Below are 15861 nucleotides of genomic sequence, written 5' to 3'. Positions count from 1 at the left end.
TCGGAATCAGCCAAGACAGAAGAAGATGCGGAATCGTCCGACGCAAAAAAGCCGCCCGAAGGCGGCTTCCTGGCGGGCGTGAGCGTCTCAGACCTGAGAGTTCTGCAGCGCCGCAATGCGTTGCTCGATCGGCGGGTGCGTCGCGAACAGGCTGCCGAGCTTGCCCGTGATGCCCATGGCCTCGACCGACTTCGGCAGCTCGCCGGGCGTCAGGCCGCCCAGGCGCGCCAGCGCGTTCATCATCGGCTGCTTGCGGCCCATGAGCTGGGCGGCGCCGGCATCGGCACGGTATTCGCGCTGGCGCGAGAACCAGGCCACCACGATGGCGGCGGCGAAGCCGAGCACGATGTCGAGCACGATGGTGGTCACGAAGTAGCCGATGCCGGGGCCCGACGAACGCTCGTCGCGGCGCAGGAAGCTGTCGACCGCATAGCCGATCACGCGCGACAGGAACACGACGAAGGTGTTCATCACGCCCTGGATCAGGGTCATGGTGACCATGTCGCCGTTGGCCACGTGCGCCACTTCGTGGCCGATCACGGCCTCGACCTCTTCGCGCGTCATGTTCTGCAGCAGGCCGGTCGAGACGGCGACCAGCGAGGAGTTCTTGAACGCGCCGGTGGCGAAGGCATTCGGGTCGCCTTCGAAGATGCCGACCTCGGGCATGCCGATGCCGGCCTTGTCGGCGAAGTTGCGCACGGTCTGCACGATCCAGGCCTCGTCGGGCGACTGCGGGACGTTGATGATCCGCACGCCGGCCGACCACTTGGCCATCGGCTTGCTGATGAGCAGCGAGATGATCGCGCCGCCGAAGCCCATGATCAGCGCGAAGCCGAGCAGCGCGCCGAGGTTGAGCCCGTTGGCCGTGAGGAAGCGGTTGACGCCCAGCAGGCTGGCGACCACGCCCAGAACAGCGACCACCATGACGTTGGTCAGGACAAACAGAAGGATGCGTTTCAAGTTGGATTCTCCGTGGGGAAACGACGTGTACAGATGGGACGGGGCGGCCCGCTTCAAGCGGAGCCAGGCTGCAGGGCCGGTTTGGTTGGCTTTGGTTGTGGAACCCTGCGAGGTCGGAAAACCTCCGAGTCATCATAGAAGGAAAAGTTCTCGTTGGGCGGCCACCAGCCGGGCACGCCGAGCACCGGAAGCGGCACGAAGGGCTTGGTGGCGAGGTGCCCGGCGTCCAGGGCGGCCGCGATCGAAGCGTCGCTGATCGCGAGCGAGGGGTTCGCGCCCGACGGCACCAGCACATGCGCCGTGACCGCCTTGCGGGGCGTGTGCAGTTTTTCGAGCAGCGCGTGGCCGAACACCAGCAGCCGCGCTTCGCGCCACAGGCTGCGCCGCGTGACGAAGAGCTGCTGCCAGTCGCGGGCGACCAGTGCCTCCCACAGGGCCGGCGGCGCGTCGAGCACGGCGCCGTTCTCGTCGAAGAGGGTCAGCGCATCGCGCAGCGGGCCCCGCGTGCCGCCGATGCCGGTGCGCGCGATCTCGGCGGCCTGCAGTTCGTTCAGGCGGCGCTTGGCGCGCGGGAAGTGCAGCCAGACCAGGCCATTGAGAAGATCGTGCAGGTTGTCGCGCGTCGGCACGCAGGCGGTGCGAAAGATGAAGGCCTCGTAGGCTTCGCCCGGCGCCGCGCTGTCGCCGGGCACGAAGCTCAGCGGCCCGGCGGGCAGTTCGATGGCCACCGGCTCGGCCGACAGCGCACGGGCCACGCTGTCGCCGGCTGCGGTCTTCGCGGCCACCCGTTGCGCGCACGGCGCCAGGGGCGCCAGCCAGGGCGGCGAGGCATCGACGATCACGCCGCCGGCCACCGGATTCACGCCGGCATCGGGCCGACGTACTGCACCTTGTTCGGCGTCTTCTCGGGTGTCAGCAGGAACAGCTCGGGGTGCTTCTTGAACAGCTTGGGCGAGCTCGCGCTCTTGCCGAGCAGCTTCGCGGCGCGCAGTCGCTCGGCCGCGACATTGAGTTCGACCTTGTTGCCCATGCCGAGCTCGACCACCGCGTCGAGGATGCGCAGCACGTCGTCGGGCAGCACCGGTGCGCGAGGGGCTGGTGCGGGCGCCTCGGCCTTGGTGCGCCGGGGGGCGCGCGCGGCGCGCTTGGCGGCCGGCTTGGCCACCGCCGCCGCGCGGGCCTTGGTCGCCTTGGGTGCCGGATGGTGCTGCAGGTCGACGAAGCTGTCGTAGACGGCCACGGTCTCGTCGCCGGTCTTGCCCTGCTGGCCGATGCCGCAGACGCGGCAGCCCTTTTCGCGCAGCCGGATCACCAGCGGCGCGAAGTCGGAATCGGAGGACACCAGCACGACGATGTCCGGCCGTTCCGCGATCACCAGGTCGATGGCATCGACCGCGAGCGCGATGTCGGTGCTGTTCTTGCCGGCCGACAGATTGACCATCGGCCGCATCGACAGCCGCTTGAAGAGCGCCTGCTGCTTGAGCGCGGTCTCGGCATTGCAGTAGGCGCGGCGCACGTGCACGGCGCCGTGCTCGGACAGGGTGCGCTCCACCGCCTGTTCGATGACGTCGGACGACACGTTGTCGGCGTCGACCAGCAAGATCACGCGCGGAGCGGCCGTACGGCTCATTGGAGTACCTCCGTGCTGCGCACTGCGGTGCGAGCTTGCTTGGGGCGGCCCGGCGCGGCGCTCATGCGAGCCTCCAGGCCACGGTCTCGCCGCCACGCAGGGGCTTCAAGGTCGCATCGCCGTAAGGCACGGTCTCGGGCACGGTCCAGCTTTCGCGCCGCAGCGTCACGCGGTCGGTGTTGCGCGGGAGGCCGTAGAAATCCGCGCCGTGGAAGCTGGCGAAGCCCTCGAGCTTGTCGAGCGCGCCGGCGTTGTCGAAGGCCTCGGCATACAGCTCGAGCGCCGTCAGCGCGGTGTAGCAGCCGGCGCAGCCCAGCGCATGCTCCTTCAGGTGCGCAGGATGCGGCGCGCTGTCGGTGCCGAGGAAGAAGCGGTCGCTGCCGCTGGTGGCCGCTTCGACCAGCGCGATGCGGTGGCTCTCGCGCTTGAGCACCGGCAGGCAGTAGTAGTGTGGCCGGATGCCGCCGGTGAAGATCGCATTGCGGTTGTAGAGCAGATGGTGCGGCGTGATGGTGGCGGCCGTGAAGCGGCTCGCGTCGCGCACGTAGTGGGCGCCCTCCTTCGTGGTCAGGTGCTCGAACACCACCTTCAGCTCGGGGAAGTCGCGCCGCAGCGGGATCATCACGCGGTCGATGAACACCGCCTCGCGGTCGAACAGGTCGACCGCCGGGTCGGTGACCTCGCCGTGCACCAGCAGCAGCAGGCCGTGCTTTTGCATCGCCTCGAGCGTGGCGTAGGTCTTCTTGATGTCGGTCACGCCGGCATCGCTGTTGGTGGTGGCGCCGGCGGGGTAGAGCTTGAGGGCTCGAACCCCGGCCGCCGCGGCGCGCTCGATCTCCTCGGGCGGCAGCTTGTCGGTCAGGTAGAGCGACATCACGGGCTCGAAGCGCAGGCCGGCCGGCACCGCTTCGAGGATCCGGGCGCGGTAGTCCAGCGCCTGCTGCGCGGTGGTCACCGGCGGGCGCAGGTTGGGCATGATCAACGCGCGGCCGAACTGGCGTGCCGAGTGCGGCACCACGGCCTGGAGCGCGGCGCCATCGCGCACGTGGAGATGCCAGTCGTCGGGGCGGGTGATCGTGAGGGTGTCGGCAGGGGTGGTCATGGCGCCGATTGTCCCATCGTGGTCGCCGCGCCCCGCACCCGCTCCAGAATGAAATCGATGAAGGTCCGCGCCACCCGCGTGTGCTGCCGGTTCGGCATGTAGAGCATGTACATCCCGGTGCCGAAGATGCTGAGCCGCCAGTCGTCCAGCGTGGTCACGACCTCCCCGCGCTGCAGGTCGTCCTGCACCACGTAGTCGGGCACCAGCCCGATGCCCAGGCCGGCGAGCACGGCCTGGCGCAGGAACAGGAAGTTCTCCGAGATCAGCGTCGGCTCGAGGATTACCTCGCGCCGCTCCTCGCCCTGGTAGGCCGACACGCGCAGCTGCCGGCCGATCACCGCCGAGGTCACGACCGGCGCCCCCTGCAACTGGTCGAGCTGGGTCGGCAGCCCATGCGCCTCGGCGTAGCCGCGCGATGCGCAGGCCACGTAGCGCACCGGGCCGAGCTCGCGCGCCACCAGGTTCTGCGGCGGCTCGGCCATGACGCGGATCGCGATGTCGACCTCGTCGCGCAGCAGGTCCTCGATGCGGTTCTCGAACAGCACGTCGAGCACGATGCCCGGGTACAGGCGCTTGAAGGCAATCAGCCAGCCGGACATCACGAGCTGGCCGTAGCCGCTCGGAACGCTGAGCCGCACGCGGCCCTGCAGCCCCTGGCCCAGCGTGGTCACCGATTCCTTCGCCGCCAGCAGCTCGCCCTGGATGGCCAGGCCGTGCTGGTACAGCCGCAGGCCGATCTCGGTCGCCTCGGCCCGCCGCGTGGTCCGCCGCACCAGCTGCGCGCCGACCGAGCGCTCGAGCTGGTTCAGGTGGTAGCTGACGTTGGCGCGGCTCATGTTGAGGCGGCGCGCGGCGGCACTCAGGTTGCCGGCGTCGAGGATTTCGACAAGGAGGGTCAGCGATTGCAGGTCCATGAGGCCATTTTGTCAAAACTTCTTTGACAGTCTGTCAATCGGCAATGCAATTGTCAAAGCGGCGGCCCGGATCAAGAATGCCGGGCTCACCCTCAAGGAACCGTTCCGGTTCGCTCACGGAGACAATCACCATGGCCATCTCTCCCACCCTTCCTGCGTCCGCGACCGTGCGCTTCGAGCGTCAAGCCAACGTGCTGGTCGTCACGATCGACAACCCCCCGGTGAATGCGCTCGGCGTCGACGTCCGGCGCGGGCTGGCCGCGGCGATCGCCGCCGCCGAAGCCGACGACGGCGCCAAGGCGGTGCTGATCGTGGGCGCGGGGCGCAATTTCATCGCCGGCGCCGACATCCGCGAGTTCGGCCAGACGCCGCAGCCGCCCTCGCTGCCCGAGGTGTGCGCGGCCATCGAGAACTGCAGCAAGCCCGTGGTGGCCGCGATCCAGGGCGCGGCCCTCGGCGGCGGACTGGAGATCGCGCTGTCGGCGCACTACCGCCTGGCGGTGGGCTCGGCCAAGCTCGGCCTGCCCGAAGTCGCGCTCGGCCTGCTGCCCGGCTCGGGCGGCACCCAGCGTGCGCCGCGCCTGATCGGCGCCAAGGCTGCGCTCGACCTGATCCTGAGCGGCCGCCACGCCAGCGCCAAGGAAGCGCTGGCGCTGGGCCTGATCGACCGGCTGGCCGAAGGCAGCGAGGCCCTGGCCCCGGGCCTGGCCTACGCGCAGGAGCTGGTGGCCGCCAAGGCGCCCGTGCGCCGCACGCGCGATGCCGGGGCCCTGGCCGACACCGAAGCCAGCCGCGCCGCGCTCGATGCCGCGCGCGCCGAGACCGCGAAGAAGAGCCGCGGCCTGTTCTCGCCGATGAAGATCATCGAAGCCGTGGAAGCCGCGCTCACGCAACCCTTCGCCGACGGCATGGCGCTGGAGCGCAAGCTCTTCCTGCAGTGCATCGACAGCCCGCAGCGCGCCGGCCTGATCCACGCCTTCTTCGCCGAGCGCGAGGTGCTGAAGGCGCCCGAGACCAGGGCCGCCAGGCCGCGCGCCCTGGATTCGGCCGGCATCGTCGGCGGCGGCACCATGGGCGCCGGCATCGCGGTGGCGATGCTCGACGCCGGCATGCCGGTCACGATGATCGAGCGCGACGAAGCGCAGCTCGCGCGCGGGCGCGCCAACGTCGAGAAGGTCTACGACGGCCTGATCCAGAAGGGCCGCATGACGGCCGAGGCCAAGGCCGCGGTCATGGCGCGCTTCTCGGGCTCGACCGCCTACGACGCCCTGGCGCAGGTCGACATCGTGGTCGAGGCCGTGTTCGAGGACATGGGCGTCAAGAAGGCCGTCTTCGCCGAACTCGACCGGGTCTGCAAGCCCGGCGCCGTGCTGGCCACCAACACCTCCTACCTCGACATCGACGAGATCGCGGCCAGCGTCTCGCGCCCGGGCGACGTGGTGGGCCTGCACTTCTTCTCGCCGGCCAACATCATGAAGCTGCTCGAGATCGTGGTGCCCGCCAAGGTCAGCGCCGACGTGGTCGCGACCGGCTTCGAACTGGCGAAGAAGCTCAAGAAGGTGCCGGTGCGCGCCGGCGTCTGCGACGGCTTCATCGGCAACCGCATCCTCGCGGTCTATCGCCAGGCGGCCGACCACATGATGGAAGACGGCGCCTCGCCTTACCAGATCGACCAGGCGGTGCGCGACTTCGGCTACCCGATGGGCCCGTTCCAGGTGGCCGACCTGGCCGGCGGCGACATCGGCTGGGCCACGCGCAAGCGCAAGGCCGCCACGCGCGACCCGAAGGCGCGCTACGTGCAGGTGGCCGACCGCATCTGCGAGCGCGGCTGGTTCGGCCAGAAGACCCAGCGCGGCTACTACCTCTACCCGGAGGGCGCCCGCACCGGCTCGCCCGACCCCGAGGTGCTGGCGATCATCGACGCCGAGCGCCAGCGCGCCGGCGTCACGCCGCGCAGCTTCACGGACGACGAGATCATGCGCCGCTACATGGCCGCGATGATCAACGAGGGCGCCAACGTGGTGCACCAGCGCATCGCGCTGCGGCCGCTCGACGTCGACGTCACCTTCCTCTACGGCTACGGCTTCCCGCGCTTTCGCGGCGGGCCCATGAAGTACGCCGACATGGTGGGCCTGCCGAAGGTGCTGGCCGACATCCGCGAATTCGCCCAGCAGGACCCGGTGTTCTGGAAGCCCTCGCCGCTCTTGGTCGAGCTGGTCGAACGCGGCGCCGATTTCGCCAGCCTGAATCAATCCGAGTAAACGCCCAAACCCGTCCCAGGAGACACCCCATGCGCGAAGCCGTCATCGTTTCCACCGCCCGCACCCCGCTCACCAAGGCGCACCGCGGCGAATTCAACATCACCTCCGGCGCCACGCTGGCCGCCTTCGCGGTGCGCGCCGCGGTCGAGCGCTCGGGGCTCGATCCGGCGCTGATCGAGGACGCGATCCTCGGCTGCGGCTACCCCGAAGGCACCACCGGCCGCAACATCGCGCGCCAGAGCATCATCCGCGCCGGCCTGCCGATCTCGATCGCCGGCACCACGGTCAACCGCTTCTGCGCCTCGGGCCTGCAGGCGATCGCGATGGCCGCGGGCCGCATCGTGGTCGACGGCGCCCCGGCGATGATCGCCGGCGGCGTCGAGAGCATCTCGCAGATCCGCAGCCGCAGCGCCACCGACGCCGGCGACAGCGGCATCGACCCGTGGATCCAGGAACACAAGCCCGCGCTCTACATGGCGATGATCGAGACCGCCGACATCGTGGCCCAGCGCTACGGCATCGGCCGCGAGACGCAGGACCGCTTCTCGGCCGAGAGCCAGCGCAAGACCGAAGAGGCGCAACTCGCCGGCCGCTACAAGGAAGAGATCGTGGCCTGCACCACCACGATGGCCGTGACCGACAAGGAGACCAAGGCCGTCACGCACGCCCAAGTCACTGCCACGGAAGACAACTGCAACCGCCGCGGCACCACCTACGAGGCGCTCGCCAAGCTGCAGCCCGTGATGGGCGCGGACAAGTTCGTCACCGCGGGCAATGCCTCGCAACTCTCGGACGGCGCCTCGGCCTGCGTGCTGATGGAAGCCAAGGACGCCGAACGCGCCAACCTCAAGCCGCTCGGCGCTTTCCGCGGCCTCGCCGTGGCCGGTTGCGAGCCCGACGAGATGGGCATCGGCCCGGTGTTCGCGGTGCCCAAGCTGCTGGCGCGCCACGGCCTCAAGGTCGACGACATCGACCTGTGGGAACTCAACGAGGCTTTCGCCTCGCAGTCGATCTACTGCCAGGAGAAGCTGGGCATTCCGTCCGAGCGGCTCAACGTCGACGGCGGCGCGATCTCCATCGGCCACCCGTTCGGCATGACCGGCGCGCGGCTCGCGGGCCACGTGCTGATCGAAGGCAAGCGGCGCGGCGCGAAGTACGCCGTGGTCACGATGTGCATCGCCGGCGGCATGGGCGCGGCAGGCCTGTTCGAAATCTACTGAGACTCGTCATGGACTTGAACTTCACCCCCGAAGAAGAGGCCTTCCGCAGTGAAGTGCGCGCCTTCCTGGCCGACAAGCTGCCCGTACGCCTTTCGGCCAAGGTCGCGACCGGCAAGCATCTTTCCAAGGCCGACATGCAGGAATGGCACGCCATCCTGAACACGCGCGGCTGGCTCGCCAACCACTGGCCCGAACAGTACGGCGGCCCGGGCTGGACCGCGGTCGAGAAGTTCATCTTCGAGAACGAATGCGCGCTGGCCCATGCGCCGCGCATCGTGCCCTTCGGCGTCAACATGCTCGGCCCGGTACTGATCAAGTACGGCAACGAGGCGCAGAAGCGCCACTGGCTGCCCCGCATCCTCGACGGCTCCGACTGGTGGTGCCAGGGCTACTCGGAGCCCGGCGCGGGTTCCGACCTGGCCTCGGTCAAGACCTCGGCCGTGCGCGGCATCGACGCCCAGGGCGATCACTACCTCGTCAACGGCCAGAAGACCTGGACCACGCTGGGCCAGCACGCCGACATGATCTTCTGCCTGGTGCGCACCAACCGCGAAGCCAAGAAGCAGGAGGGCATCAGCTTCCTCTTGATCGACATGAAGTCGCCCGGCGTCGAGGTGCGCCCGATCATCACCCTCGACGGCGAGCACGAGGTCAACGAGGTGTTCTTCTCCGACGTCCGCGTGCCGGCCGGGAACCTGGTCGGCGAGGAGGACAAGGGCTGGACCTGCGCCAAGTTCCTGCTGACCTACGAGCGCACCAACATCGCCGGCGTCGGCTTCTCGGTGGCCGCGATGGAGCAGCTTAAGGCGATCGCCGCGAAGCAGATGAAGAACGGCCGGCCGCTCGCCGAAGACCCGAGCTTCGCCGCCCGCATGGCGCGCGTCGAGATCGACCTCGAGAACATGAAGACGACCAACCTGCGCGTGATCGCGGCCGTGGCCGGCGGCGGCGTGCCGGGCGCCGAGAGCTCGATGCTCAAGATCCGCGGCACCGAGATCCGCCAGGAGATCTCCTCGCTGGCGCGCCGTGCGATGGGCCCGTACGCCCGGCCCTTCGTGGCCGAGGCGCTGGAAGAAGGCCACGACGGCGTTCCGTTCGGCCCCGCCTATGCGGCCCCTGCGGCGGCCCGCTACTTCAACAACCGCAAGCTGTCGATCTTCGGCGGCTCCAATGAAATCCAGAAGAACATCATCAGCAAGATGATTCTGGGTCTGTAAAGGAAACGGCATGAACTTCGAACACACCGAAGACCGGCGCATGCTCGCCGACAGCCTGAACCGCTTCATCGCCGAGCAGTACGCCTTCGAGACGCGCGACCGCATCGCCAGGTCGCCCGAGGGTTTCAGCACCGACATCTGGCGGCAGTTCGCCGAGCTCGGCGTGATCGGCGCGCTGTTCAGCGAGGCCGATGGCGGCTTCGGCGGCGCCGGCTTCGACATCGCCGTGGTCTTCGAGGCGCTGGGCCGCGGCCTGGTGGTCGAGCCGCTGCTGGGCGCCGTGATGGCCGGCGAGGCGATCTCGACCGCGGGCAACGCGGCGCAGAAGGGCCTGCTGGCCGAGATCATCGGCGGCACCACCATCGCGGCGCTCGCGCATGACGAGCCCGAGGGTCACTATGAACTCGCCCGCGTGCAGACGCGCGCCGAACGCAGCGGCGACGGCTGGGTGCTGAACGGCGCCAAGTCGGTCGTCCCGCAAGGCGCGCGGGCGCAGCTGTTCGTGGTCTCGGCCCGCACCTCGGGCGCGGTCGACGACGAGGCCGGCATCTCGCTGTTCCTGGTGCCGGCGACAACGCCGGGCCTTGTGCTGCGCGACTGCCCGGCCATCGACGGCGGCCGCGTGGCCGAGCTCTCCTTCGACCAGCTCAGGCTCGGCGCCGACGCACTGCTCGGCTCCGAAGGCCAGGGCCACGCGACGCTCGAGCGCGCCATCGGCCGCGGTCTGCTGGCCCTCAGCGCGGAATCGCTGGGCGCCATGGAAGCGGCCAAGACGGCCACGCTCGAGTACCTGCGCACGCGCAAGCAGTTCGGCCTGCTGATCGGCAGCTTCCAGGCGCTGCAGCACCGCATGGCCGACCTGCTGCTGGAGATCGAGCAGGCGCGCTCGGCCGTGATCAATGCGGCAGCGGCGATCGATGCCGACCGCGTCACGCGCGAACGCGCGCTGTCGGCGGCCAAATTCAGCGTCGGCCGCATCGGCACGCTGGTCGCCGAGGAGAGCATCCAGCTGCACGGTGGCATCGGCATGACCTGGGAGCTGCCGCTGGCCCACTACGCCAAGCGGCTCGTGATGATCGACCATGAACTGGGCGACGAGGACCATCACCTGCAGCGCTACATCGCACTCGGCAGGGAGGTCCCCCTATGAACGGCACCCTTCCGCTCGCGGGCGTCCGCGTGCTCGATCTCTCGCGCATCCTCGCCGGCCCCTGGTGCGGCATGGTGCTCGCGGACCTCGGCGCCGAAGTGATCAAGGTCGAGCATCCGGCCCGCGGCGACGACACGCGCGACTGGGGCCTGCGCATCGGCAACACCGAGACCGCCTACTTCAACAGCGTCAACCGCAACAAGCGTTCGATCGGCATCGACCTGCAGACGCCGGAAGGCCAGGAGATCGTGCGCGAACTGGCGAAGAAAAGCGACGTGCTGATCCAGAACTTCAAGTTCGGCGGCATCGACAAGCTCGGCCTCGGCTACGAGGCGCTGCGCGAGCTCAATCCGGGGCTGGTCTATTGCTCGATCTCGGGCTACGACCGCACCGGCCCCGAAGCCGCGCGCCCCGGCTACGACCTGGTCGTGCAGGGCGAGGCCGGCCTGATGGCGCTCAACGGCGAGGCCGACCAGCCGCCGCTGAAGTTCGGCGTCGCCGCGGTCGACCTGTTCACCGGCATGTACTCGGCGCAGGCGATCCTCGCAGCCCTGTTCGAGCGCCAGAAGACCGGCCGTGGCCGCCACGTCGAGATGGCGCTGTTCGACTGCGGCCTGATGATCACCGCCTACTACGGCCTCGAGGCGCTGCTGATGGGCGAGGACCCGCCGCGTTACGGCAATGCCCATCCGTCGATCGTGCCCTATGGCGTGTTCGACGCCGAAGACGGCCCGCTGGTGATCACGGTCGGCAACAACAGCCAGTTCGCGCGCTTCTGCACCGACGTCATCGAGCGGCCCGACCTGGCGGCCGACGAGCGCTTCAAGACCAATATCCTGCGCGCGGCGAACCGCGAGGCGCTGATGCCCGAGATCCACCGCGAGCTCGGCAAGCGCAAGCGCCGCGCGCTGCTCGACCAGCTGACCCGCTCGGGCATTCCCTGCGGCGAGGTGCTCGGCCTGCTCGAGGCGCTCAATTCGAAGCGCGCGACCGATGGCGGCCTGGTGACCACGCAGCCGCATCCGGTGGCCGGCAGCGTCAACGTGCTGGCGCCGCCCTATCGCTTCGACGGCGAACGGCTGCCGGTGCGCAACGCGCCGCCGCAGCTCGGCGAAGGCACGCACGAGGTGCTGCAGTCGCTGCTGGGGCTGTCCGACGACAAGCTCTCCCAACTGAAATCCAACGGCGTCCTCTGACGCCATCGAACCGATCCCGATGTCCTCTCGCCTTGCTTCCTCCGTGCGCAACCCCGCGCGCCGCGCCCTGCTCGCCCTGGCACTGCCGCTCATCGCGGGCACTGCTTTCGCCCAGGCCTTTCCGGCCAAGCCGATCACCATCATCGTGCCTTTCCCGGCCGGCGGCCCGACCGACGTCGCGACCCGCATCATCGGCCAGAAGATGGCGCTCGGGCTCAAGCAGCCGGTGCTGATCGACAACCGCGGCGGCGCCTCGGGCACCATCGGCGCGGCCGCCGCGGCCAAGGCGGCACCCGACGGCTACACGCTCGTGATGCTGGCCACGCCGACGCTGCTGGCGGGCCACCTCTATGGTCCCACCAGCTACGACATCTTCAAGAGCTTCACGCCCGTCGGCACCACCTACGACCTGCCGATCGTGATGGTCGTGAACCCCAAGGCGATGCCCGAGGTCACGGGGCTGCCGCAGCTGATCGCCAGGGCCAAGGCCGACGGCGGCAAGCTGAACTACACGACCGCCGGCAACGGCAGCTTCGGCCACCTGACGACCGAGATGCTCAAGACCGCCGGCGGCTTCGACATGCAGCACGTGCCCTACCGCGGCAGCGCGCCGGCCGTGACCGACCTGATCGGCGGCCAGGTGCCGATGATGTTCTCGGACCTGATCGCGGTGCTGCCGCACATCCGCTCGGGTACGCTGCGCGCCATCGCGGTCGGCTCGTCCAAGCGGCTGAGCCTGCTGCCCGACGTGAAGACCGTGGCCGAGCAGGGCTTCCCCGGTTTCGACGCCACCTCGTGGGGCGGCATGCTGGCCCCGGCCGGAACCCCCAAGGACGTGATCGTCCGCCTGAATGCCGAGCTCCAGAAGGCGCTGGCCGACAAGGAAGTGCAGCAGAAGCTCGAAGGCGTCGGCACCTTCGCCGCCTTCCAGACGCCCGAGCAGATGGCCGCGCGCATGCGCCAGGACTACGAGCGCTGGGGCAAGGTGATCCGCGACAACAACATCAAGAACCAGTAGCCGGCGGTATGCGCCGCGGCCCGCCCGGCGCATGATCGCGGGACGACATTTGCAGGAGACAGGACCATGAGTGCAGCGCCCTTCAGCGCATCGTTTCCGATTCGCGGCCTCGATGACATCCGACGGCTCGAGGCCACGCCGCTGGCCGAGGCGCTCACGGTGCGCAGCACCTACGAGATCTTCCGCAACTCCGGCGCGGCCTTCGGCGACAAGCCGGCGCTGACCTTCCTGCGCACCGGCGACCCGGCCGACGAGCCGATCCGCTGGTCCTACGCCCAACTGCTGGCCGGCATCCACCAGACCGCGAACCTGCTGCACCGTCTCGGCGTCGGCCCCGACGACGCGGTGGCCGTGCTGCTGCCGGGTTGCCTCGACTACCACCTGGCGCTGTGGGGCGGCGAGGCGGCCGGCATCGTGCAGCCGCTGAACCCGCTCCTGACCGACGACAAGCTGGTCGCGCTGATGACCGCGGGCCGCGCCAAGGTACTGATCGCCTATGGCAGCGATGCCGACTCGGGCATGTGGGCCAAGGCCATGCGGCTGCGCGGCCAGGTGCCGACGCTGACCACCGTGCTGCGCGTGGCGCCGCACGACGAGGCGCCCGGCAGCGCCGGCGACCTGCCCGATGGCGTGGCCGACTTCGCCGCCTTGCGCGCCGCCGAGCCCGACGACCGGCTGGTGAGCGGCCGCGACATCGCGCCGGACGACATCGCCGCCTACTTTCACACCGGCGGCACCACCGGCGCGCCGAAGCTCGCGCGCCACAGCCATGGCGCCCAGGTGTTCACGGCCTGGGCCAGCGTCAACATGACCGGCCAGGGCCCGAAGGACGCGTCGATCAACGGCTACCCGTTGTTCCACGTGGCCGGCGTGCTGCCGGCGTCGCTGGCCTCGCTGTCGGCCGGCGTCGAGGTGATCGTTCCGACCACCGCGCTGCTGCGCAACAAGCAGGTGCTGGCCAACTACTGGCGGCTGGTCGAGAAATACCGTCCGACCTCGCTGTCGGCGGTGCCCACGGTGCTGGCTGCGCTGGCCAACGTGCCGCTGGCGGGCGCCGACATCTCCTCGATCAACTACTGCCGCACCGGCGCCGCGGTGCTGGCGCCGGAACTCGCCGCGCGCTTCGAGCGCCTGTTCGGCCTGCACGTGCACGAAAGCCTGGGCATGACCGAGATGGCCGGCATCTCGACCATCACGCCGCCCGGCGTGGTCGGCCCGGCGGGCTGCGTCGGCTTCCGGCTGCCCTACTCGCAGCTGCGCATCGTGGCGCTCGACGAGAACGGCAACGCCAGCGAGCGCGACCTGCCGGCCGGCGAGCAGGGCATGGTGCTGTTCAAGTCGCCCAACCTGTTCTCGGGCTTCGTCGATCCGGCCGACAACGCGAAGGCCTTCACGGCCGACGGCTGGCTCGCCACCGGCGACCTCGGATGGATCGACGGTGAGGGCCGGCTCAACCTCAGCGGCCGCTCGAAGGACCTGATCATCCGCAGCGGCCACAACATCGACCCGAAGACGATCGAAGACGCGCTCGGCGCCCATCCGGCGGTGCAGCTCTGCGCCGCGGTCGGTGCGCCGGACGCCTACGCCGGCGAGCTCCCGGTGGTGTTCGCGACGCTGGTGCCGGGCGCGTCGGCGACCGAGTCCGAGCTGCTGGCCTTCACGGCCGAACGGGTCGACGAAGCACCGGCCAAGCCGCGCTCGGTGACCCTGATCGAGAGCATGCCGATGACCAATGTCGGCAAGATCTACAAGCCCGAACTGCGCGCGCTGGCCGCACGCCAGGTGGCCGCGGCGCTGGTCGAGGAGGCCTGCGCCGCCATGGGCATCGCCGCTGCGGCCCGGCCGCAGGTGCAGGCCGACGGCGACAGCGCGCTCAAGGTAATCGTCGACGCCTCGGCCGCCGGGCCGCAGGCCGAGCCGCTGCGGCAGCAATTGCAGCAGGCGCTGGGACGGCTGCCCTTCAAGACACAGGTCGTCCTGCAATAGACCCCTTTTTTCTCAAGCCATGAATCGGAGACACCCCATGAGCCCCCAACCCTCGAACCGCCGCGCATGGCTCTGCGCAGCCGCCTCGGCGGCCGCGCTGTGCGCCCTCGTGCCCGCCCAGGCGCAGACCTATCCGACCAAGCCGATCAAGATGGTCGTGCCCTTCGCGGCCGGCGGCGCCACCGACGTGCTGGCGCGCGTGATCGGCGAGAAGATGGCGGCCGGCCTGGGCCAGCCCGTGATCATCGACAACAAGCCCGGCGCGGCCGGCATCATCGGCACCGATGCGGTCGCCAAGGCGGCGCCGGACGGCTACACCATCGTGCTGTCGCTGAGCAATTCGCTCATGACCAACCAGTTCCTGTACGAGAAGCTGCCCTACGACGCACAGCGCGACCTCACGCTGGTCTACCAGATCGCGATGGCGCCGCTGGTGCTGGTGGTGCACCCGAGCGTGCCGGCCAAGACCGGCCCCGAGCTGCTCAAGTACGTGAGCGCGAACAAGGGCAAGGTGGCCTACGGCTCCTACGGCGTGGGCGCCTACCCGCACCTGGCCGGCGCCCACATGAGCCTGACCCAGCAAGCCGACATGAACCACGTGGCCTACAAGGGCGAGGCGCCGATGCTGCAGGACCTCATCGGCGGCCAGATCCAGATGGCCTATGCCAGCGCGCTGGTGGCCAAGCCGCACATCGAGGCCGGCAAGCTCAAGGCGATCGGCGTGACCGGCGAGCGCCGCATGAGCACGCTGCCCAATGTGCCGACCCTGGCCGAGCAGGGCCTCAAGGACGAGGCTTACCGCGTCACCGGCTGGCTCGCCATCGCGGCGCCGGCCCACACGCCCAAGCCCGTTGTGCAGCGCCTCGCGGACGAGGTGCGCAAGGCGACGCAGCAACCCGACGTGCAGGCGAAAGTCGCGGCGATGGGCTTCGAGCTCAAGGACAGCTCGCCCGAGGCCTTCGCTGCCGCCTACAAGCAGGAGCGCCCGGTCTGGGAGCGCCTGATCAAGCAATCGGGCGCCAAGCTCGAATAATTTCAGAACCGAAGGAGCAACCCCCATGAAGATTCTTGTCCCCGTCAAGCGGGTCGTCGACTACAACGTCAAGGTGCGCGTGAAGAGCGACGGCACCGGTGTGGACATTGCCAACGTGAAGATGAGCATGAACCCCTTCGACGAGATCGCGGTCGAAGAGGCGGTGCGCCTGAA

General features: G+C 69.5%; 13 protein-coding genes and 1 pseudogene. 9 read left to right on the top strand and 5 right to left on the bottom strand.

Annotated elements, in window-relative coordinates; genetic code table 11:
- Positions 1–87: 87 nt before the first annotated feature.
- The 5 genes from htpX to AC1DYK_RS27085 all read right to left on the bottom strand — a co-directional run bounded on the left by htpX (position 88) and on the right by AC1DYK_RS27085 (position 4606).
- The gene (gene htpX, locus AC1DYK_RS27105; protein WP_478169112.1) at positions 88–960 is read right to left on the bottom strand and encodes a protease HtpX; all 873 of its coding nucleotides are present in this window, start codon (positions 958–960) and stop codon (positions 88–90) included.
- A gap of 53 nt (positions 961–1013) precedes the next feature.
- Positions 1014–1823, bottom strand: a complete 810-nt coding sequence (locus tag AC1DYK_RS27100; RefSeq protein WP_478169111.1) for a DUF3025 domain-containing protein — start codon at positions 1821–1823, stop codon at positions 1014–1016.
- Positions 1820–2590, bottom strand: a complete 771-nt coding sequence (locus AC1DYK_RS27095) for an NYN domain-containing protein (protein WP_478169110.1) — start codon at positions 2588–2590, stop codon at positions 1820–1822. Before AC1DYK_RS27095 ends, AC1DYK_RS27100 begins: the two co-directional genes overlap by 4 nt.
- Positions 2591–2651: 61 nt before the next feature.
- Positions 2652–3692: a dihydroorotase gene (gene pyrC, locus AC1DYK_RS27090; protein ID WP_478169109.1), complete on the bottom strand. Its 1041-nt coding sequence runs from the start codon at positions 3690–3692 to the stop codon at positions 2652–2654.
- Positions 3689–4606: a LysR family transcriptional regulator gene (locus AC1DYK_RS27085; protein ID WP_478169108.1), complete on the bottom strand. Its 918-nt coding sequence runs from the start codon at positions 4604–4606 to the stop codon at positions 3689–3691. Before AC1DYK_RS27085 ends, pyrC begins: the two co-directional genes overlap by 4 nt.
- A 131-nt stretch (positions 4607–4737) precedes the next feature.
- Between AC1DYK_RS27085 and AC1DYK_RS27080 the strand changes: the two genes are divergently transcribed.
- From AC1DYK_RS27080 to AC1DYK_RS27040, 9 genes and pseudogenes are all read left to right on the top strand, one after another.
- Positions 4738–6867 (top strand): 3-hydroxyacyl-CoA dehydrogenase NAD-binding domain-containing protein, encoded by a 2130-nt coding sequence (locus AC1DYK_RS27080; RefSeq protein WP_478169107.1) that lies wholly within the window; start codon positions 4738–4740, stop codon positions 6865–6867.
- A 29-nt stretch (positions 6868–6896) separates the two neighbouring features.
- The gene (locus tag AC1DYK_RS27075; RefSeq protein ID WP_478169106.1) at positions 6897–8087 is read left to right on the top strand and encodes an acetyl-CoA C-acyltransferase; all 1191 of its coding nucleotides are present in this window, start codon (positions 6897–6899) and stop codon (positions 8085–8087) included.
- 8 nt (positions 8088–8095) lie between these two features.
- Positions 8096–9304 (top strand): acyl-CoA dehydrogenase family protein, encoded by a 1209-nt coding sequence (locus tag AC1DYK_RS27070; RefSeq protein WP_478169105.1) that lies wholly within the window; start codon positions 8096–8098, stop codon positions 9302–9304.
- 10 nt (positions 9305–9314) lie between these two features.
- A complete protein-coding gene (locus tag AC1DYK_RS27065; protein WP_478169104.1) occupies positions 9315–10454 on the top strand; it encodes an acyl-CoA dehydrogenase family protein in 1140 nt (379 codons plus the stop codon).
- A complete protein-coding gene (locus tag AC1DYK_RS27060) occupies positions 10451–11650 on the top strand; it encodes a CaiB/BaiF CoA transferase family protein (RefSeq protein ID WP_478169103.1) in 1200 nt (399 codons plus the stop codon). Before AC1DYK_RS27065 ends, AC1DYK_RS27060 begins: the two co-directional genes overlap by 4 nt.
- Before the next feature lie 19 nt (positions 11651–11669).
- Positions 11670–12668 carry a Bug family tripartite tricarboxylate transporter substrate binding protein gene (locus tag AC1DYK_RS27055; RefSeq protein WP_478169102.1) on the top strand — a complete coding sequence of 333 codons (999 nt, stop codon included), beginning with the start codon at positions 11670–11672 and terminating at the stop codon, positions 12666–12668.
- A gap of 66 nt (positions 12669–12734) precedes the next feature.
- Positions 12735–14654: an acyl-CoA synthetase gene (locus AC1DYK_RS27050; RefSeq protein ID WP_478169101.1), complete on the top strand. Its 1920-nt coding sequence runs from the start codon at positions 12735–12737 to the stop codon at positions 14652–14654.
- Positions 14655–14691: 37 nt separating this feature from the next.
- Positions 14692–15687: a Bug family tripartite tricarboxylate transporter substrate binding protein gene (locus AC1DYK_RS27045; protein ID WP_478169100.1), complete on the top strand. Its 996-nt coding sequence runs from the start codon at positions 14692–14694 to the stop codon at positions 15685–15687.
- A 25-nt stretch (positions 15688–15712) separates the two neighbouring features.
- Positions 15713–15861, top strand: a pseudogene (locus AC1DYK_RS27040) (electron transfer flavoprotein subunit beta/FixA family protein); the annotation flags it as partial.

This window comes from Variovorax sp. P2_H12, assembly GCF_056403395.1.
The sequence above is the reverse complement of the archived record's forward strand: the minus strand, read 5'-3'. Positions and strand labels throughout refer to the sequence as shown.